Source organism: Actinokineospora iranica (genome assembly GCF_900101685.1).
Classification (GTDB): domain Bacteria; phylum Actinomycetota; class Actinomycetes; order Mycobacteriales; family Pseudonocardiaceae; genus Actinokineospora; species Actinokineospora iranica.
Window position 1 is genome coordinate 67,577 of sequence record NZ_FMZZ01000006.1, and the last position, 20,687, is coordinate 88,263.

The following is a 20,687-nucleotide window of genomic DNA, read 5'->3' on the forward strand; positions in this document are numbered from 1 at the left end:
GATCGCCGACGACTGCAACCGGCAAGGCGATAGGGTCGGGACTCACGCCAGATGCGCACATGGGGGGCACGCAGTCATGTCCGGCGACGATCAGGCGAGTCTGCACGCCCGCAACGCCGCGATGAAGGAACAAGTGCACAGCTTGTTGGACACCTTCCACCGGCAGACCGAGATGCTCCGCGACGCGCAGGCCGCAGCCGCACAGGCAACCGCGTCGCTGACGTCCAAAGACGGCTTGGTCCGCGTGTCCGTCGACGCCTCGGGGATGCTGACCCGGCTGGAGTTCGCGCCGTCCGCGTTCGAGCGGTCCACCCCCGAGACGCTGGCCCGCTCGGCGCTGCAACTGGCCCGGGAAGGCGCGGCAAAGGTCAAGCAGCAGGTGGCCGACGTCATGTCGCCACTCACCGACGGTTTGCCCGACCTGTCCGACCTCGTGGAGGGGGCGCCGTCGCTGTCGGGGCTGCTCCCCCAGTTCAGCACGCCCGAACCGCAGCCTGCCGCCCCGGTCGACGAAGAGTCCTACGAGGACCAGAGCGCGGTCTACCGGCGCGAAGAGAGCACCCCGGCGGCACAACCGCGCCGCACCCCGCGACCCGAACCCGAGGACGCCGACGAACAGCCGGACAGCTGGCTCGACCGGGGCCGCTCGTGACCGCCGGTGGCTTCAGCATCGAGCCGGACGTCGCGGCCCGCGCCGCCACGAAACTCGGCTCGGCGGCAGACCAACTGGCGGCCGTGGGGAAAACCCTCGCCGACGCTCTCGCCGCCGAGGGCGCCTGCTGGGGCAACGACGATTCCGGCCAGGAGTTCGCCAAGGACTACGTGCCCGGTTCCGACGACACGGTGAAGGCGTTCACCTCCCTGGTCGACGGGCTGCGCGGGCTGCAAAGCGGCGTGACCGACGCGGTGGCCGCCTACGGCAACGTCGATGACACCAACCGCCACGGTCTCGACGCCCAGGAGAGCTGAACCCGTGCGAACAGGTCGACCGCCGATCCTCACGCGGCTGGGGTAGCGCCGTGGGAATGGAGATGCCCGACGAGGTCAAGTGGCTGCTGCCCATCGTCGTCGGGGAAAGCTGGCCGGAGGGCGACGAGGACAAACTCCGCGCGCTCCGGGACGCCTGGCACCAGGCGGCGCAGGCCATTCCGCAGGTCACCGCCACCGCGGAGCAGGGCGCCTCGGACGTCATCGACGTGTGGACCGGCGCGAGCGCCGACGCCTTCGAGCAGATGTGGAAGAAGTTCGCCGAGGGCGACGAGGCGTACCTGAACTCCCTCGTCAAGGCCTGCCAGGCCCTCGGCGACTCCTGCGACGCCACCGCCCTGGACGTCGAATACACGAAGTACATGATCATCGCCTCGCTGGTCATGCTCGCGATCTCGATCGCGAGTATGCTCGCCGCGGCGCCGTTCACCTTCGGCGGCTCGGCGGCGGGCATCGTCCCCGCCCAGGTGGCCACCCGGATCACCGTGCAGATGCTCTTCAGGCAACTGCTGCAGAAGCTGATGCAGCAGGGGCTCAAGCAGGTCGCGAAGCAGGTCCTCAAACGGGTGCTGCGCGAAGTGGCGAGCAACGTCGTCAGCGGGATCGCCCTCGACGCGGGCATCCAGGCCGTGCAGATGGCTTCGGGCGACCGCAAGTCCTGGGACTGGGAAAAGACCAAGGACGCCGGGATCGGCGGCGCCGTCGAGGGCGTCGTCGGCGCCGCGGCCAACGCCGTCCCCAAGGGCGCGACCCGCGGCCTGTCCGACACCGTCGGCGGGCAGGTGGTCGACGGCGCCGTCCGCGGAGCGACGCGGGGCGCGGTGGAGGGAATGGCCACCACCGTCGGGGAAGCGGCGGTGACCGGGAAACTCGACGAACTCTCGGCCGGGGACGTGCTGATGGGTGCCTCCGGCGGCGCGGTCGACCGGGGCGTCGGCGGTGCGAAGGACACCATGGACGGCTTCACCGCCCCGGACACGGGCGGCCCCCGACCTGGCCCGGAACCCTTGGCCCGGCCCGATTCCGCCGCGCCGGGGAACTCGGCCATTCGGTCCACTTTGGACCCCGGCGCGGCGGGGGACTCCGACGCCGCACCGTCCATACCGGACTCTCCTTCGGCCGGTGCGGGCTCCGCTCCTGCCGCGGGCAGGGTGGACGCGCCGCAGGCCTCGGTGCTGTCGTCCGCGCCCACCGCGGACCGGGTAGACGGCGGCGCGCCCGGAAACAGCGGCCAGTCGGCGGGCGGCCCCCCGGCTCAGCAGGCCGCCGCGGGCCTGGGCGGCCCTGGTTCCGATTCCGGTTCGCCAGCCGGGTCGCCAGGAGGTTCGCCAGGAGGTTCGCCAGGAGGTTCGCCAGGAGGTTCGGCGCCTGGCTCACCGGGCGGTTCCTCGGCAGGCGGGCCACCGCCGAGCACGCCAAGCGGCTCCCCCGCCAGCGGCCCACCAAACAGCCCCGGCTCCCCCGCTGGCGGCCCGCAGGCAGGCAGCCCATCCAACACACCAGGCGCCGCCCCCACCGGCAGCCCAGCAAACAGCGCAGGCGGCTCCCCCGCAGGCGGCCCACCGGCAAGCAGTCCAGTCAGCTCGCCGGGCGCCGCGCCCACGGGTGGTTCAGCGGGGGTCGGGTCCTCGCCCACGCAGTCGGGCGGCACACCGTCGCACAGTGGTAACCCGCCATCCTCGGTGGGCGGCGGGTCCGGGCCCGCTTCGCCATCGCCCGCGGGCGGGTACGGGCAAGCACCGTCAGGCGGGTCCTCGGCCGCGCCTTCGCACGGCTCGCCGTCCAGCGGGGGACCCGTGCCCGCGGCGTCGGGCGGGTACGGCATGGCGCCGCCACCCCCGACGAACGCGGGCGGCCCAGGACACCAGGCATTCGACGCGGGCAGGCAGCCGGGACCACGCGGCGACGCCGTCAACGCCGCTGGTTTCGTGGGCAACGGCCACTTCGGCCCACGCCCCGACGCGCCACCGAGGCCGGACGGCCCGCCCCTGCCGCCCCAGCAACACGGGAACGGGTACCCACCCGCGGGCCCGCACGGCGGCCTGCCCGGCAGGCCGGGGCCGTATGGACCACAGCCGCCGCGCTCCGACCAGGGGGCGCACCACGCACCCCCGCCTCGCTCCGACCAAGGCCCGCACCGCACGCCGCCGCGTTTCGACCAGGGGGCGTACCCGGCACCGCCCCAAGGGCAGCGCGGTGCGCCGCCCCGGGGTCCGCACGGCGCGCCGCCGCCGCGCCCCCAGGGCGGGCCGCCGCACCCCACGCAACCGTCCGGCCCGCCGCCGCCCGCGTACCGCCCCAATCCCCAAGGACAGGGCCAGCAACCACAGCGCGGCCCGCTTCCGCCCCCGGTCCCGTCCCGCTCGCCGCTTCCGCCGATGCCGCCGCCGCGAGGGGGCCGTCCGCCGATGCCGCCCCTCGGCCACGCGCCTGGCGGACACGCACCTGGCGGCGCCCCGCCGCGCGGCCCCGTTCCCCCGCCGAACTCGCCGCGGCGCGACCCGAGGGCAATGCCGCCGCAGGGGTATCACCCCCGACCCGACCAGCGGCCGATGCCGTCGGACGGCTCCCGTCCGCAGGGCCCGCCGCCTCAGCGTCCGCGGGTGCCTCCCCCGGGGCAGGCACCCGCACGCCCGCACCCGCCCGGCGGCTCCCACCCGCAGGCGCCGATGTCCGCGCCACCGGGACGCCCGACCGAACCAGCGGGACCCACACCGGCCGAAGCGCTCACCCCGCGCAGCCCCGCTCCGCAAGGACCGACTCCGCCGGACACGAACCGCACGCCGACTCGGCCGCAGGAGCCACCGGTTCGGCCGCACGATCCCAGCCAGGCGCAGACCGGACCGCGCCCGGACGACCTCGCGCAGGTCCCCGCCCCCCGGCAGGACTCACCCACCCAGCCACCGGTGTCCCCCGCACCGGATGCGAACAACCCGGTCAGCGCGCGGCAATCCGAGTCGCCGGTCCGGGAACAGGCGCCCGACACCGCGGCCGACGTCGCACAACCAGACCGGGCACCCGCCGACGAGCAACCGCCCACCGACAAGCAGGCTGACGCTCAACCCGACCAGCCGACTCCCCCACCGGACGCCGAGAAGCCCGCGCCCGACGCGGAGGAGCCGTCGTCCCAACGGGACCACCTGAGCGAGGACTACTTCTTCGACCCGGACCATCGGGCCACCCCGGAAGACGACGCCGCCCTCATCGCGGGCTTCGCCGACGAGAACCGCTACAACGAGGTCAGGGCCGTGGCGCTCGCCAAGCGCGACGCCGCGGAGTCGCTGGCAGTCCTGTCCGACCGCGGCGCCGTCGCGTTGCACGGCTACACCGGGCACGACCTGTTCGACGCGGCCAACACCGCGCATCGGGTAGGGCCGGACGCGCTCGCCACCGCGACCCCGGAGGACGCGCGAGAGCAGCTCGCGGACTTCACCCGGGCCAGGCTGCAGGTGCGGGCCATCGTCTCGGCGATCAACGAGCTGCCGCCGAGGGAAGCGGAGATGCTGCGGGGCATCAACGTCGGTGGCAACCCGCTGCTGGCGAAGCTCATCGCCGACCAGTACGTGCCGGGCCGCACGACGGTCGAGCCGACGATCGTCAGCGCCTCGTTCAAGGAGTCCCCGGACTTCGTGTCCAAGTTCGGCGAGGACGTCGAGCTGCACATCCAGGCGAAGTCCGTCCGCGACATCCACGAGCTGTCGCAGAACAGCGCCGAGCGGGAAGGCGTCAGCCCGCCGGGCACCCAGTGGTACACCCACGAGAAGGTGACCGTCGAGGTCGAACGCGGCGGAGTCGTCAAGCAGAAGACGATCATCAGGGTCGAAGAGGTCCTGCCGGGCGATCCCCGGTATCTGGACAAGGACGCGGCGGAGCGGGAGATCGCCGATCGGCGGGCCGCCAACAACGCCAACAAGAACATCTTCGACAAGTACAACAAGAAGATCGGCGACGTACTAGGCACCGGGGCGTCCGACCGGCCGGTCGAGGCGCAGAAGCAGGAGGATATCGGCGACGCCCTCGGCACGGGCGCGGACCAGACGGCGCCCGCGCCGCACGATCCGAGCCACATCAACAACCGGCTCGACGGCTCCGCCCCCGGGTACGCGGGCGCGGATCTCACCGCGGAACGGCTCACGCTCGACGACGGCCAGGTCGGCGACCACGACTGGTCGCCGCTGTCACATGCCACGAACCCGCCGAGCGAAGCCGCGATCCACGCCGAGACGGCCAACGACAACCAGGCGGCCAAGTACGTCGCGGAACGGCACCCGCACCTGGCTGGGGTCAACCCGCGCTTCCACGACGCCGACGCCTTCGACCAGGGTTACCAGACCAACTGCACGCGCGGTGTCGTGGCGAGCGCGCTGCGGCAACTGGGCATCGACACCGAGGCCGGACCGCTGCGGCCGCACGAGATGATGTCGGCGGGCACCCTCGACCACGTCCGCGACCGACTGGGCGGCGACTGGCAGGCCCACGCGGGCTACGACGACGTCATCCGCGCGATGCGGGAGCAGCCCGTCGGCTCACGCGCGGTGATCGCGGTGAAGTACCTCGGCCCGGACGGCGCCGAGTACGGCCACGTGGCAGAGGTCGCGCACACCCGGGAGGGCGTGGCGTTCATCGATCCGCAGAACAACTCCCTGATGCGACTGCCGCACCCGCCCACCAAGCTGGACCTGCTCCCCTACGACCCCGCCACGGTCGCCGAACGCCACGCCGCGAACACCCACACCGACACGGCCTCGGCCCAGTCCGACCAGGGTGGTTATGGCGCCGCGGACCCGCCCCCGCGCGACCAGGACCCCGCGGGCGAGCGCCCGCTCCCGACCCGCGCGGAGATCGACAGGTACCTGCGACACCCCCGCCCGCAGGAGGCCATGCGCGTCGCCGACGCCATCAGCCACCGCGACCCCGACTCCCGAATCAAGGTCGACGGCGAGAAGGTCCACATCGGCGAGGCCATCGCCGCGCTGCTGCCGCGTCATCCCGCCCTGGCCCGAATGCTGCGCGACGTGCCGTTCCTGGAGAACTCGCTGCTGGCCCGGCCGCAGACCCTGGCCAACCTGCTGACCCACCCCCAGGCGATCGACGTCCTCGAAGACTGCGTGCGCGAGGTCCAAGACCACCCGCAGGGCCCAGCCGACCTCGCGGAGACCTACGAGGCCGACCCCAAGCCCCCACCTGCGGCACTGCCCCCGGAGCAGGCGGAGACCTCTGCCCTGGCGCGTGCCATCGCGGGCGCTATCTTGGATGAATACCGTGACCAACCGGACTTCGATGAAGCCCGCAAGGACGACCTGAAATACCGCCGCGAGTACATGGACCGCCTCTACGACAACTGGTCCGGCAAACAGCGGCAGTTGCACGAACTGGCCGAACGGGTCGCGGCGGCAACGGGCGGCCACGCTGAGTCCCGGAAAACCGAGAAGAGCCGCGTTCGCGCGAACGACAAGGTGGACGGATACAACGGCGTGGCAAGCAGATTGACCGACCTGGTCGGGTCAAAGATCCAATATGACACGATCGATGACGCCTACCGTGGCCTTTCCGTGCTGCTCACCGAGACCCAAAAACCAGAGTCCAAGATCGAGATCGTCGAGTTCTCCGACAGATTCACAACCCCCCAGAAGAGCGGGTACCGCGACCTGCAGATGAGCGTCCGGATGGAACTGCCCGGCGGTGGGCACCATGTCGCCGAGCTACGCCTGCACCTCAAGTCCATCGATGATGTGGCCGACTACGAACACGCCCTGTTCGAGGTACGCAGAGACCTTCAGGCAGTGGCCAACGAAGATCTCAACAGGCCACTGAGCCCCGATGGGAAGAACCGGGCGTTGACCCCGGAAGAACGAGCGCTGCATGCGTCTATCCTCAATGAGGAAAAAAATCGATTCGCGGCAGCCTTCACGCTGGGTGGCGGCATCGTACGCGGCGACGCCCAGCCGAACGACAGGAGCGGGCAATGACAACACGGGCAGCGGAATACTATATGTACTTCGGCCGCACATTCAAACTCGATACCACCCCCGACGGCCAGTGGGTCGGCTACCTGCTCAATTGGGACACCGGCGAGTTCGAGATCGACAACGACCCGATCATGCCCATCTCCGGCGCCACCTCCAGCAGCGACATCTGGGCCCTCGACAAAGAGGATTTCATCTGGCGCACAGAAGAAATCCGGGCCTACCGTCTTCGCGGTGACGGCCCCATCTTCGCCCTCTACGACACCATCCGCGCGATGTTCGCCCAGCGCGAGAGCGAGGGACGCAAACTTTTCACCGACGAGGAACTGGCGCTGATCAAATCCATTCGCCGCCGGACATTCGCGATGTGGGAAGCGGAAACCGCACGCCGAGCCGCAGGCGAACCACCGACCTTCAGCGTCAGACATAGGTGGGACGTCGAGCAATGAAAGGGGCGACCACATGACCGCAAAAACACCCGACTACTTCCTGCACTTCGGCCGCACATTCAAGCTCGACACCGCCCCCGACGGCCAGTGGATCGGGTACTTGCTCAACTGGAGCACCGGCGAATTCGAGATCGACAACGACCCGATCATGGCGGTGTTGAGCGCGACCTCCACAAGCGACATCTCGCGCCTCGACAAAGACGAGTTCGTGCAGGAAACAGAAGGAATCCGGGCCTACCACCTCCGTGGCGACGGCCCGATCTTCGCCCTCTACGACACGATCCACACGCTGTTCGCACAAGCGGAAGCGGAAAACCGCAAGATCACCGACGAGGAACTCGCGCTGATCAAATCCATTCGCCGTCGGACTTTCGCGATGTGGGAAGCGGAAGCCGCGCGGCGGGCCGCGGGTGAGCAGCCGTCGCTCAGTGTCACACGCAGGTGAGTGAGTCAAGGGGAAAGGGCTGAGTCAGGTGGAAGCGACGGCCGCGGTGGCCAAGGTCGAGGAGTGGCTACGCGCCGTCCACGGGCCTCAGATGGCGGGGCTGCGGGTGGAGCACGAGAAGGTGCGGCTCGTTCCCGAGGGGTGGTCGGTGCCCTACAACTCGGTGGCCTACCTCGATGGGGGGGACGCCGGGAAGGAGATCTTTCCGCCACCTCGGCTCATCGTTCGGGAGCCCGACGGGGAGTTGCGGGAGCCTAGTCCGCAGCCCGGTGGGGTGAGCGTTCCGGCGCGGATGCCGGGGCAGGAGTACTGGGCTGAGATCATCGACCCGGAGGTCGCGTTGTCCGGGCTGGGGTATCTCGGGGTGCCCGCGAGGGCGATCGGCGGCTGGCGGAAGGTGCTTCCTGACGGCACGTCGACCGGGGTGGAACGGGAAAACCCGGGGTACCGGCCCGGGCCCAGGCGCATGGGAATCGAGTGGCTGGAGAACCCGGTCGACTGGATGATGGCGTTTCGCGCCGTCGGCTGGTTCGACGACGAGAAGCTCGCCATCGCGCTCACGCAGGCGGTGGTCTTCACCTCCGGAGGGCACACGACTTTCTGCCCCGTCTACTCGTCCACGCGGCGGCTGCCCGCGGACACGACCACGTGGCGGCGGGTCGACGTCGCGACACTCGTCGGCGAGCTTCCCGACGACATGGGGGTGCTCTTCTACGGCGGCGAGGGTCCCCTGGAGTTGCGCGCGGGCGACATCGCCGCGGCGCTGGCGCGGTTTCCCCGGGTCCAGCCGCCGGTCGACATGGAAGGGTCGAGGTTCGAGTTCAGCGCGGAAGTGGAGCGGTTGACCGAGGAGACCGCGGCCCGGCTGGGGCTGGCGAAGCCCGCGCGGTCGCCCGAACACGAGGCCCGGTACGCGCGAATCAACGACGTCGAACTGACCGACGACGAGATCCGCAAGACCGTCCTCGCGAAGTCGTGGCGGCAGTTGGTCTATGAGACGAAGGAGCCGAGGTGGCCGGACGACCTGGCCGCCAACGGCCTCACCTGGACCTACGACGACAACGGCAAGCCCATCCCCACCAAGGACACGTTCGGCAAGTACTGCGCCGACGCGCCGAAAGGGTTCCGGTTCAACTGGCGGCGGGTGTCCGGCGCGTTCGTCGGGTTCGCCCTGGGCGAGGCGCTGGGCGCGGCGGTGGACAGGCTCAGCCTGGATGAGATCCACGCGCGACACGGCGTCCCCGGCGTGCTGGGCCTACAGCCCGCGTACGAGCGGCCGGGCCAGATCGGTCCGCTGACTCAGCGGCTGCTTTTCCTCACCGAAGGCGTCATCCGCAGCCCGCACCGCGACGTCGACGCCGCCGACCACGCGGTGTTCGCCGACGCGGCGGCCGGCGGGCTGCTGCGCTGGCTGCACACCCAGGGCGACTGGGTGCCCATCGAGGTCGACGGGTGGCTGGTGAAGGTCGCCGACCTCTACGCCGACCGGCTGCCCGACCCCGACGAACTCGCCGCGATCCGCGCTCTTGCCGACGGAAACCGGGGAACCGGCTCCGGGTCGGGCGCGCTGCTGGCCGCTCTGCCCGCGGCGCTCACGGTGGGCGGCCCCGGCACCGGGCTCGACCAGGGCGTCCCGATCGCGGCGCGGCTGCTCGCCGGGCTGACCCACGCGGCGGGGATCGACATCGCCGCGACCGAGTACCTGGCCAGGCTCTTCGAGCAAGTCCTGGCCGTGAACATCGGCAGTATGCCGGTGTGGATCTCCGGGCGAAAGGTGCAGGTGCCCGAGGTGACCCCCGCGGCCACGGCGGCGCTGCCCGACTTCAAGAAGTTCGGTCTCCCGGACGTGCGCACCCCGGAGAACCTGGGCGCAGGCCGGGACTCGCTCACCGCGCTCGGACAGGCGCTCGCGGCGATCTCCGGGTTCGAGCACCGACCTGAGGTGGCGCTGCTGCGCGCGGTCAACCACTCCGGCCGCAGCGCGCTCACCGGGGCGCTGGCGGGCGCGCTGCTCGGGGCGCGCACCGGCATCCCCGGCCTGCCTCGCGCCTGGGTGGACCAGTTGGACCTGCGTCACCTGGTGGAGACCCTCGCCACCGACGCCTACCGCCGCTACCACCGCGCCTCGCCGATGGACGCGGGCACCTGGACAACCCGATACCCCCGGACGTGACAGTGACCGATCCCAACCTGACCGATCCCAACCTGACCGATCCCAACCTGACCGACGCCGACCTCGCCGTGCTCGCGCGGCTGCTGCGCCTGCAACAGGCCGCCGACGCGCGGCCGATCCCGCCTGGGCCTGCGAAGACGCTGCGGGTCGAGGTGCACATCGGGGCCGACGCGGCGGGTCGGTGGTTCGTCACCCGGAATCCGGTGGCGCCCGCTGATCCCGACTCGCTGCGGCCGGTGGTCGCGCGGGTCGACCCGCGGCGATGGCGCGGGTGTGTGCTGGCGGGGGCGGTGGCGGACGCGCTCGGGGCGCCGATCGAGGGGAAGCCGCTGGACCAGATCCGGGGCCTGGCCGGGCCCGCGGGCATCACCGCCATGATTCCCGCCTACAACGGCGTCGGCCGGATCACCGACGACACGCAGATGACGCTGTTCACCCTCGACGCGCTCATCCGCGCCCACGCCCAGCAGCGCCGGGAAGGCCGGAGCGACGTCGGCTACGCGCTCCAGATGGCGTACCAGCGGTGGCTGCACACCCAGGGTGTCCCGTGGGCGAAGGCGCGCGGCCCCCGGGACACCGCCGAGACCCCGGACGGCTGGCTGATCGGCGTTCCCGGCCTGTTCAAGCGCCGCGCGCCGGGCGCCACGTGCTTCTTCACGCTCCAGGAGTACGGCGCGACCGGCCGGGCGGGGACGCTCGCCGCGCCGGTCAACGACTCCAAGGGCTGCGGCGGTGTCATGCGGGCAGCCCCCGCGGCGCTGTGGTCCGACGATCCGGCGGTGGTGTTCGATGTCGCCGCGATGTCGGCGGCGGTCACCCACGGGCATCCGAGCGGGTACCTGTCGGCCGGGGCACTGGCGATGCTGGTCCACGGCCTGCTGCGCGGCGTGCCGCTGCGGCCAGCGCTGGACGCGGTCCGCGCGCACCTGGCCCGCTGGGAGCGGCACGAGGAGACCTCGGCGGCCCTGGACGCGGCCATCGCCCTGGCCGCCAGCGGCCCGCCGACCCCGGAGCGCGTCGAAACCCTCGGCACCGGAGCCGTGGGCGAGTCCGCGCTGGCGATCGCGGTCTACGCGGCCCTGGCCGCCGACAACCTCAACGCGGCCCTGCTGCTCTCGGTGAACCACAGCGGCGACAGCGATTCGACGGGCGCGGTCTGCGGCAACATCGTCGGCGCCCTCTACGGCGAAGACGCCATCGACCAGGGGTGGCTGTCCCAACTCGAGTTGCGCGACGTCATCGAGCGCCTGGCAAACGACGCCTTGGCCGAGTTCGGCCCGACTCCCCCGAACAATGGCGAATGGGTGTTCCGCTACCCGGCTGCCAAACCGGCCGTGTGAGCCCACAGCTCAGCAGGCCAACGCGCCGCAACAGTTCATCTACGCGTTCGCGGAGCGGAGGGGCCTCAGCGCCGACGGACCAGCAGCGCGACGACAGCCGCCACCGCCGCCGTGAGGCCGCCCACGACGCGGGACAGCTCCACCGCCCGGGTGACGTGCCCAGCGTCAGGCATCCGGCCGTCGCCCAGGACGGGGCGGTCTTCCACGCCGTAGGGGTAGACCGTGCGGCCGCCCAGGCGGACTTCCAGGGCTCCGGCGAACGCGGCCTCGACCCGGCCCGCGTTGGGGCTCGGGTGCGCCGACGCGTCGCGCTGCCAGGCGATCCAGGCGCCGCGCCGGTTGCCGCCGACGACGGGGGCGCCGACGACCGTGAGGGCGGCGGCGAGGCGGGCGGGGACGAGGTTGGCCAGGTCGTCCAGGCGGGCCGACGCCCACCCGAAGCGCTGGTAGCGGGGGGAGCGGTGGCCGACCATGGCGTCCATGGTGTTGACCGCGCGGTAGCCGAGCAGGCCGGGGACGCCCGCGACCGCGCCCCAGACCAGGGGGGCGACGACCGCGTCGGAGGTGTTCTCGGCGACCGATTCGACCGTGGCGCGGGCCAGGGCCTTGGCGTCAAGCGCTTGCGGGTCCCGGCCGCACAGGTTCGGCAGGCGGTCGCGGGCGGCTTCCACCTCGCCGGAGTCCAGGTGGCGGCCGATGAGGGTGCCTTCCGCGGCCAGCGAGCGGCCGCCGAGGACGACCCAGGTGGCCAGGGCGGTTCCCGCCGTCCGGAGCAGCGGGTTGCGGGCGCGTTCGACCACGAGGCCGAGACTTACCGCGCCGCCGGTAAGCAGCGCCGTATACAGAACCCCTGGCGCGCGGTTGTCTCTATAGACGGCCTTCTCGACCCTCTTGGCGAGCTGGCCGAACCCGGCGACGGGGTGCCAGCGGCGCGGGTCGCCCAGCGCGACGTCGGCGGCGACTCCCAGCAACAGCCCGATAGCACGTGCCGCGGACACAGGCGCTCTCCTTCCCCAGTGCGGGTGAACGGTATCGCGCGGCGCGGGCGGTGTGCGCGGGTGTCCGTTCCGGTTGTCGGAGCGGCGGGCTATCGTGGCCCGCCGTGGAGGACGAGCAGGACAGCAGCGCCGACGCCCAGCGCAGGCTCCAGCTGTACGCCTACCTGCAACCCCGTGAGCACCACCGCACGTACCTGGCGATCATGCGGTTGTTCACCTCGACGCTGTTGGCCGATCTGTCCGCGGGCGAGGTGTCCTCGGCGCTGGCGGCGGCCGAGCGGGACGGCCGGATCGACATCGGCGAGTCGCACATCGACGTGGTGATCCCCCGGCTGCGGCAGCTTGTGGAGTGGGGCAACCTGGTGCACGGCCGCCGGGAGACGATCGCGGCGAGCATCGCGGAGTTCCAGCAGGGCTCCATGCGCTACCAGGTCAGCAAGCTCGCCGTGCGCGTCCAGCGTGACGTCGACGAGCTGCTGCGGGTGCCCGAGGGCGCCCGCGAGGTGTCCCGGGAGCTGCTGCCCGCCATCGAGCGCGGCCTGTCCGAGCTGGGTGAGACGCTGGCCACCGCATCGGCGCGCAGCCAGCAGGACGCGGCGTCGCTGCCCGCGCGCCGGGCCCGGGAGCAGCTGGCCGAGCGGGTGACGACGCTGTTCCTGCAGCACGCCGAGCTGGCCGCCACGGTCCGCGACTTCTACGCCTACCTCGGGCAGGTCCTCACCCGCCACCACCTGGCGCCGGAGGAGATCTCCGGGTTCCGCAACCTGCTGGTCGAGTACATCCAGCTCGTGGTCGAGGACGTGCTGCGGCACACCCCGGCGATCGCGGCCGCCCTCGCCACCCTGCGCGGCGCCCGGGGCGAGCTGGTGCGGCTGCTGCGGCCCGCGGAGCAGCTGGGCGCTGCGGTGGAGCGCACTCGGGGGCGCAGCGAGGCCGACTGGCAGGAGCTGACCGACTGGTTCGCCGACCGGCCGGGCAACCCCAGCCAGGTGACCGCCCTGCGCGACGCGACGACCCGGGCCATCGGCGCGCTGCTGGCCACGGTGCGCCGGGCGACCACGGGCGGCGGGCTGCTGCCGAGCAGGCGCGCGGAGCTGGTGAAGCTGGCGGGCTGGTTCGACCAGGCCACCGCCGACGAGGCGCACGCGATCTACGCGGCCGCGTTCGGGCTGTACTCGGCCCGCAACCTGGTGCCCGCGCCGGAGCACGACGGCGACGACGAGCACACGCCATGGCAGGACGGCCCGGCGCTGGACGTGTCGGTCAGCGTGCGCGGCCGGGGCGACCGGGGCGCGCGCGGCCGGACGTCGCGGATCATGGACGACCCGATCACCGAGCAGGGGCTGCTCGCCCAGGCGCGCGAGGCCGACGAGCGGCGGGAGGCGGCCTCGGCGGAGCTTGCCGCCGCGTCGACCAACCTGGCTGAGGTGACGCTGTCCGGGGAGGCGTTGGGCGCGCTGTGCGAGCTGCTGACGCTGGCCATGGCGCAGCGGGAGGGCGCGGCCGACCCGGGCACGGCCACCGACCAGGTGCGCGGGCTCTCCCTCACCCTGACCCCCGAGCCTGGCCGGATGACCCGCATCCGCAGTTCGTCGGGCACGCTGACGTTGCGCGACACCGCGCTGGGGATCAGCCGGGTCGAGACGGGGAGGAAGGTGCGCGATGGCCGTTAAGTCCCGGGTCGACGTGCTCGCCGACCTGTCCGACATCGACGCGGGCAACGTCGCCCGCTGCGCGAAGGTGCTGCTGCGGCACCCGCTCCTGCGCCCCGGCGGGCCTGACGGCGACCTCTTGCCGCTGGTCTACCGCTACCGGGTGGCGTTGCAGGAGATGTTCGCGAGCCTGCTCGGCTACCGGCTCGTGGTCGAGCGGCGGTTCGCGCGCCTCTACAAAGCCGGACCGGGCCGCGACGCCACCCGCGGCGAGCCTGCGCTGTCGCCGCGCGCCTACGCGTATGTCTGCCTGACCATGGCGGCGCTGACCGGCGTCGGTAAGCAGGTGCTGCTGTCGCGCCTGGTCGCGGACGTGCGGGCGACGGCGGCCGAAGCGGGCGTCGCGGTGGCCGACGACATCGGCGACCGGCGCGCGCTGACCGCGGCGCTGCGCCACCTGATCGGGCTGGGCGTGATCACCGAGACCGACGGCAGCGTCGCCGGGCTGATCGGCGAGGCGACCGCGGAGGCGCTGATCACCATCCACACCGATCTGCTCGGCCAGTTGCTCGCCGGTCCGCTGGCCGAAGCCGAGTCCGCCGACGAGCTGATCGAGTCGGCGGCATCGCCGGGCCAACTGGGCACCGAGCACGCGGTGCGGCGGCGGCTGGTGGAGAATCCCGTGACGCTGCACGCCGACCTGCCCGCCGACGAGGCGGACTGGCTGCTGCGCAGGCAGCGCCGCGAGTCCGTGGTGCTGGAGCGGTGCTTCGGCCTGATCACCGAGACCCGCGCCGAGGGCGTCGCGGTCACCGACCCGGAGGAATACCTGACCGACGTCCTGTTCCCGTCCACCGGCACGGTGGCGCGGATCGCGCTTTTGGCCCTGCCCGACCTACTGTCCGGGGAGTCCGGAGAGTCCGAAGAGGACGGTGAGCCGCGCCGTGACGGCCGGGTTCCGGTCACCAGAGCCGCGCTGCGCGAGGTGTGCGAGCGGCTGGTGGCGGAATACCCGGCGGCGTGGTCGCGGCAGGCGACCGAGGACGTCGACGCGCTGGTGGACTCGGTGACGGGACTGCTGTCCCGGCTGAGTCTGGCGCTGCCCGACGGCGACGGCTGGCTGATCAGCCCGGCCGCGCACCGCTGGCTGCCGCAGCCGGACGACACCCCGACCCGGCCGAGTGCGCCCGAGGCGCCGCCGGAGCCGGGCTGGTCCCTGTTCGACGAGGAAGGTGGCGTGTGAGCGAGCAGGAACACGAGGTGTTCGGCCGCTGGCGGCTGCACCGGGGCGGGATCGTCAACATCTGGCAGTACCGCGAGCAGACGTTCGACTTCTCCGGCGGGCGCGCGATCTTCCAGGGCACCAACGGGTCCGGCAAGTCGCGCACGCTGGAACTGCTGCTGCCGCTGTGTCTGGACGGCGATCTGCGCTACCTGGGCTCCAAGGGTGCGGGCACGGTGTCGATCCGGCGGCTGATGCTCGACGACTACGACGGCGGCCCGAACCGCATCGGCTACGCCTGGATCGAGTTGCACCGCACCACTGCGCGCGGCGGCGACGAGTACCTGACCTGCGGCATCGGGGTGAAGGCGTCGGCGACCTCGCAGCAGATCAGCGACTCGTGGCGGTTCGTCACGCCGTCGCGGGTGGGCACGCACTTCCAGCTCGCCTCCCCGGACCGCGTGCCGCTCGGTCCGGCCGCGCTGCGGGAAGTCCTTGGCGCGGACCGGGTCTACGATGAGACCGCGTTCCGCGCGAAGGTCGCCGAGACCGTCTACGGCGTGCCCGGCGGGCGCTACGGCGACCTCCTGCACCTCCAGCGAACGCTGCGCAACCCGGACATCGGGTTGAAGGTGCAGGACGGGCAGCTTGAGCAGATCCTGTCCGACGCGCTGCCGCCGCTGGACGCGGGCGTGGTGGAGCAGCTGGCCACCTCGTTCGAGGACCTGGAGTCGATCCGGGAGAACATCGGCAGGCTCGGCGCGGCCGACGCGGCGATGAGCGCGTTCCTGTCCGGCTACTCCGGCTACGCCCTCGGCGCGCTGCACGCCGCCGGTGGGCGGGCGCAGGCGGCGAACCGCGCGCTGGACAGCGCGCACGCCGAAATCCGGAAACTGCAAGGGAAGCTCACCGCCGACGACGCCCGGCACGCCGAGGCCGAGGACCGGGTGCGGGCGCTGGAGGACCGCGACGTCGAGCTGGAGAACAGCATCGACTCGCTCAAGTCGCTGCCCGCATACCAGGGGCTGCGCGATTTGCAGGACCGGGAGAAGCTGGTCGAGCGCACCCGGGAGGCCGCGACCGCCGCGCTCGACAACGCCGCTGTGCAGCGCAACCACGCCGATCGCGCGGTCGAGACGGTGCTGACCGTGCTGCGCAGGCTCGGCGGGGACGTCGAGGACGCCACCGAGCTCGCCCAGTCCACAAGGGACGGTCTGGCCGCCGCCGGACTCGACCCGGCGTTGAGCCCGAAGGTGCCCGCGGCGCCGAAACCGCTGCCGCGCACCGAGTCCGACCAGGTGCGCGCCAAGCCCGACCCGGAGGCCGAGCCGCTGGAGATCCAGCGCCGCACCCCGCCCGCGCTCGCCCCGGACGAGCTCGACGCCGGTTTCTCCGCCGCCGGAGCACAGGCTGCCGAGGTCGCGGCCGTGCTCTCCCGGCGCGGCGCGCTGGCGATGTCGCTGCACGAGCGGTCGCAGAGCCTCGACGCGGACCGGCAGGAGCTGGACAAGCTGCGCGCCAAGGCCCGCGACGCGCAGATCGAGGCAACCGAGTCGGCCGGGCGGCGCAACGAGGCCTGGCAGCGCTTCATGGTCGCGGCGGAAGTGTGGTGTGAGAAGGCGGTCGCGTGGACCGCGGCCGGGCCGTTCGCCGAGGACCACGCGCCCCGCCCGCCGCAGCCGCCGACGCCCGCCGAGGTGCAGGCGGGCCCGGACCGGACCCGGGAGGCGCGTGACGCGGCCCGGCAGTGGGCCGCGCCGCACATTTCCGGGCTGCGGCAGCGGGTCGTGGCCGCGCGGCAGTCCGTGGACGGGCTGGTCGGGCAGATCAAGGACACCGAGCGGCGGCTCATCGAGCTGCGCAAGGGCGTCGACGCCGCTCCCCCGCCGCCGCAGTACGCCAGCGCCGAGCGCGATCCCGGGGCAGGTGCGCCGTTCTACCGGCTGGTCGACTTCGCCGACGGCATCGACGCCGCCGCGCGGGCCGGGCTCGAAGCGGCGTTGCAGGCCAGCGGGCTGCTGACGGCGTGGGTGAGCGCGGACGGCGTGGTGGCCGACCCGGACCTCGCGGACGTTCTGGCCAGTGTGGACGGCCCAGTGGACGCTTCAGTGGACGCTTCAGTGGACGCTCCGACCGCGCCGAAGTCGTTGGCCGCGGCGCTTGTCCCGGCCGTGGAGCCGGACAGCCCGGTGTCTGCGGAAGCGGTGTCGAGGCTGCTGGCGGCGGTTTCCTATGCCGCCGACCATGGCGGCTTGGCCGTGTGGCCTTCCGGCCGGTGGCGCGCGGGCGTGCTGCGCGGCGCGCTGTCCAAACAAGACGCCGAGTTCGTCGGGGCAGGCGCGCGGGAGGCCGCGCGCAAGCGGGCGATCGCCGAGCTGGCGGCCGCGCTGGAACGGCTGCACGAAGAGCTTTCCGCCGCGGAAGCCGAGCTGCGGGAGCGCACGGCGACCGTGGAGGTGTGGGACCGGCACCTCGACGCGTTCCCCGACGACCGCGAGCTGATCGGCGCGCGGGTGACCGTCGAGCAGGCCGCCCGGCAGGCCGAGGATGCCGCCGCGAAGGCCGAGCGGCTGCGGACCGAGCACGTGGCCGCCGACGGCCGGGTCCAGGCGATGGTGACCGAACTCGCCCAGGACGCGGGCGCGGCGGGAATCGCGCCGGACACCGAGGCGCTGCGGCAGGCGCACCGCGCGGCCACCCAGGCGCGCGGGTCGGCGCTGAGCCTGCGCGACGCGCTCGCCAAGCGGTGCGTCGGCACGGTGCGCGACCTGGTCGAGGCGCTGCACGACCACAACGCCGCCGCCGACGACCGCGCCACGGCCGAGCGGGTCGCCGACGAGAAATGCCTTGCCTTCCACCGGGAAGCCGCGGCCCTGGCCGAGCTGACGGCCGCGGTCGGCGGCGAGGCCGAGGAAGTCTCCCGCCAGCTCGGCGACCTGGAGCGACAGCGACGGGCCACCCGCCAGGAGCTGCCCGAGACCCGCAAGGCCGCGACCGAGCTGTCCAACCAGGTCGTGAAGACGCAGACCCTGCTGGACACCCGCATGGCCGAGATCGACGGCAAGCGCGCGGCAGCCGACGCCGCCGCGCGGGCGTTCGCCGACGCCCTCGGCGCGCCCGGCGTGTGGGAGGCCGCGGTGGCCGACGACCGGCCCGAGGACGACGAAGAGGCGTACGCGCTGCTGGAAAACGCGGTGGCGCAAGCGAAGCGGCTGCCTTCGGAAGAGAACGTGCTGACCAAGCTGCAAGCGTTGCAGGCTTCTCTCGCGGGCACGCACAACGTGCTGCCCGAGCGGCACGCGGGCATCCTGACCGTCGTGGTGTCCGCTGAGGACGGTCCGGCCCCGGTCGCGGTGGCGGCGCGGCGGGTCGCCGAGCGGCTGGCCGAGCGGCGCGGGTTTCTGACCGAGCAGTACCAGGGGATCTTCGCGCTGCACCTGGTGCGGGAGCTGGCCGAGCGGCTGTCGACGCAGGTCTCGGTCGCCGAGGACCTGACCCGCCGGATGAACGACGTGCTCGACTCGGCGCGCTCCAGCCAGGGCGTGCACGTGCAGCTCGAATGGCAGCCCGCCGCGTGGCTGGACGAGTCCACTGTGGAGGCTCTGCGGCTGCTGCGGATGCCGTTCGCGCAGCGCACCGAGGAGCAGGACACCCGGTTGCAGCAGGTGTTCACCGAGCGGATCGAGGCCGAGCGGGACACCGCGTCCGGCGGGTACACCGAGATCCTGGCGCGGGCGCTGGACTACCGGTCGTGGTTCTCCTTCACCGTGCGGGTCCGCGACACCGGCCCCGACGGCAAGCCGCGCTCGCGGCGGCTGCGGCAGCTTTCCTCCGGTGAGACGCGGCTGATCTCGTATGTGACCCTGTTCGCCGCCGCGGCGGCGTTCTACGGCGCGATCACCGCGGGCGTGTCGGCGACCTCGCGGATGGCGCCGCTGCGGCTGGTGCTGCTGGACGAGGCGTTCGAGCGGCTGGACGACCCGACGATCGCGCGGATGCTGGGCCTGCTGGTCGACCTGGACATGGACTGGATCATCACCTGGCCCAGCGGCTGGGGCGTGTCCGACCGGATTCCCCGGATGCACATCTACGACGTGCTGCGGCCCAAGTCCGGCCACGGCGTCGCCTGCACGCACACCACCTGGGACGGCGCGGGCCTCGACCGGGACGACCCGTGACCGGCGACTTGGCCCGCGAATACGGGCGGCCCGAGTACGAGGTGCTGTGGCGGCAGGCGCGCAAAGCGGTGGCGCGCGGGCAGGTCAAGCTCGGCTACAAGCCGCCGGACCACTCGGCGGCGGACGCGGTGTCCGCGCTGCTCGGCGCGTTCGACGAGCCGCCCGCGCGGGCTCGGCTGGCCGCCGGGATCGGCACGACGATCGTGGTGGCCGACCTGGACACCCGGCTGCGGGCCGGGAAATTCCACTGTGGACTGGCCGAGGTGCTGGCCGCCGTGCACGGCGAGCCCGCGGAGTTCAACCCAGTGCAGGCGTCGGTGGACGCGTCGCGGCGGGAGTGGGTCAACGAGATCCTGACCGGCGCGCTGGCCTCGGCGGGCCTGCAATCGCGCGCGTGGGCGCCGTACTGGGTCGACCACGTGCGCCGCTACGCCAAGATCCCCCCGGAACGCCTGGCGGAACCGGCTTCCCGCGCTGCGGCGATCCTGGCCCGCCTGACTCTGGACCCGAACGCCATTCCCGAGACGTGGTCCGCGCGGGCCGATCTGGCCGCCCGCCACGGCGGCGGCGCGCATTCCCTTGACCGGGGCCAGAAATTGGCCGGGCTGGTGCTGCGCGCGGCGGCGCTGGCGCACGGGGTGGAGTTCCCACGCTCGGCGCGCGACGAGCGGACCCTGTGGGAGCGCTGCGGTGTCGCGCTCGACAGCGTTTCCGCGACCGTGCTGTGCTGGGCGCTCCCGGTCCCCGCCATGGCTGACCGCACGGCGGCTGGTTTCCCGACGCACCTGACGCTACGCGACCTGCGGGCGGCGGATCTGGTGGCGCCCAAGGGAACCGTGGTCGCGGTGTGCGAGAACCCGCGCGTGGTCGAGGCGGCCGTGGACGCGGGCGCCACCCATCCCCTGGTGTGCGTGTCAGGCCACCTGAACACCGTCGCGCGGCAACTCCTGGCCCACCTCGCCGACGCGGGCGCGGCCATCCGCCACCACGGCGACTTCGACCGCGACGGCCTCCTGATCGCCCGCCAGGTCCTCGACCTGACCGGCGGCGCCCCCTGGCGCCTCGGCGCCGACGACTACCGCGAAGCCCTGGATCTGGCCCGCGCCGACGAGGTCGACCTCCCGCCGCTGGGCGCGGAACCCGGCCCGACCCCGTGGGACCCGACCCTGCCGGAAGCCATGCGCGCGGGCTGGGCGGTGGAGGAGGAAGTCGTCCTCGACCTGCTACTCGCCGACCTCAAGGCAGGCCTGGCGGCAGCCTGAGCGCGCCTTCCGCGC

The 20,687-nt window shown here is 72.7% G+C and carries 12 protein-coding genes; 11 read left to right on the forward strand and 1 reads right to left on the reverse strand.

All coding sequences use genetic code 11. The features are described 5' to 3' along the window. Positions 1-76 precede the first annotated feature (76 nt). Genes BLS56_RS14020 through BLS56_RS14050 form a run of 7 tightly spaced genes read left to right on the forward strand, consistent with a single transcriptional unit; the run spans position 77 to position 11,360 of the window. Positions 77-652, forward strand: a complete 576-nt coding sequence (locus tag BLS56_RS14020; RefSeq protein WP_175482824.1) for a YbaB/EbfC family nucleoid-associated protein — start codon at positions 77-79, stop codon at positions 650-652. Next, entirely contained in the window at positions 649-969 is a 321-nt protein-coding gene (locus tag BLS56_RS14025; protein ID WP_091450485.1) for a WXG100 family type VII secretion target, read from the forward strand. Before BLS56_RS14020 ends, BLS56_RS14025 begins: the two co-directional genes overlap by 4 nt. Positions 970-1,025: 56 nt before the next feature. After that, positions 1,026-6,956, forward strand: coding sequence for a WXG100-like domain-containing protein (locus tag BLS56_RS14030; RefSeq protein WP_091450486.1), 5,931 nt, complete (start codon positions 1,026-1,028; stop codon positions 6,954-6,956). Beyond that, entirely contained in the window at positions 6,953-7,402 is a 450-nt protein-coding gene (locus tag BLS56_RS14035; RefSeq protein ID WP_091450487.1) for a hypothetical protein, read from the forward strand. Before BLS56_RS14030 ends, BLS56_RS14035 begins: the two co-directional genes overlap by 4 nt. 13 nt (positions 7,403-7,415) lie before the next feature. Next, entirely contained in the window at positions 7,416-7,847 is a 432-nt protein-coding gene (locus BLS56_RS14040; RefSeq protein WP_091450488.1) for a hypothetical protein, read from the forward strand. 28 nt (positions 7,848-7,875) lie between these two features. Beyond that, positions 7,876-10,020 carry an ADP-ribosylglycohydrolase family protein gene (locus BLS56_RS14045; protein WP_091450489.1) on the forward strand — a complete coding sequence of 715 codons (2,145 nt, stop codon included), beginning with the start codon at positions 7,876-7,878 and terminating at the stop codon, positions 10,018-10,020. Continuing rightward, positions 10,017-11,360 (forward strand): ADP-ribosylglycohydrolase family protein, encoded by a 1,344-nt coding sequence (locus BLS56_RS14050; RefSeq protein WP_228771631.1) that lies wholly within the window; start codon positions 10,017-10,019, stop codon positions 11,358-11,360. Before BLS56_RS14045 ends, BLS56_RS14050 begins: the two co-directional genes overlap by 4 nt. Before the next feature lie 65 nt (positions 11,361-11,425). Here the strand turns inward: BLS56_RS14050 and BLS56_RS14055 are convergent, their stop codons facing one another. Next, on the reverse strand, positions 11,426-12,358 hold the full coding sequence (locus BLS56_RS14055) for a cobalamin biosynthesis protein (RefSeq protein ID WP_091450491.1): 933 nt from the start codon (positions 12,356-12,358) through the stop codon (positions 11,426-11,428). Positions 12,359-12,462: 104 nt separating this feature from the next. Between BLS56_RS14055 and BLS56_RS14060 the strand changes: the two genes are divergently transcribed. The 4 genes from BLS56_RS14060 to BLS56_RS14075 are packed head-to-tail and all read left to right on the forward strand — an operon-like array spanning position 12,463 to position 20,672. After that, the gene (locus BLS56_RS14060; RefSeq protein WP_228771632.1) at positions 12,463-14,031 is read left to right on the forward strand and encodes a DUF2397 domain-containing protein; all 1,569 of its coding nucleotides are present in this window, start codon (positions 12,463-12,465) and stop codon (positions 14,029-14,031) included. Further along, complete coding sequence (locus BLS56_RS14065) at positions 14,021-15,253, forward strand: TIGR02678 family protein (protein ID WP_091450493.1); 1,233 nt, start codon at positions 14,021-14,023, stop codon at positions 15,251-15,253. The genes BLS56_RS14060 and BLS56_RS14065 overlap by 11 nt, the downstream gene beginning before the upstream one ends. Then, positions 15,250-19,410: a TIGR02680 family protein gene (locus tag BLS56_RS14070; protein ID WP_228771633.1), complete on the forward strand. Its 4,161-nt coding sequence runs from the start codon at positions 15,250-15,252 to the stop codon at positions 19,408-19,410. Before BLS56_RS14065 ends, BLS56_RS14070 begins: the two co-directional genes overlap by 4 nt. Then, positions 19,407-20,672 (forward strand): DUF2399 domain-containing protein, encoded by a 1,266-nt coding sequence (locus BLS56_RS14075; RefSeq protein ID WP_091450494.1) that lies wholly within the window; start codon positions 19,407-19,409, stop codon positions 20,670-20,672. Before BLS56_RS14070 ends, BLS56_RS14075 begins: the two co-directional genes overlap by 4 nt. The last annotated feature ends 15 nt before the right edge of the window (positions 20,673-20,687 follow it).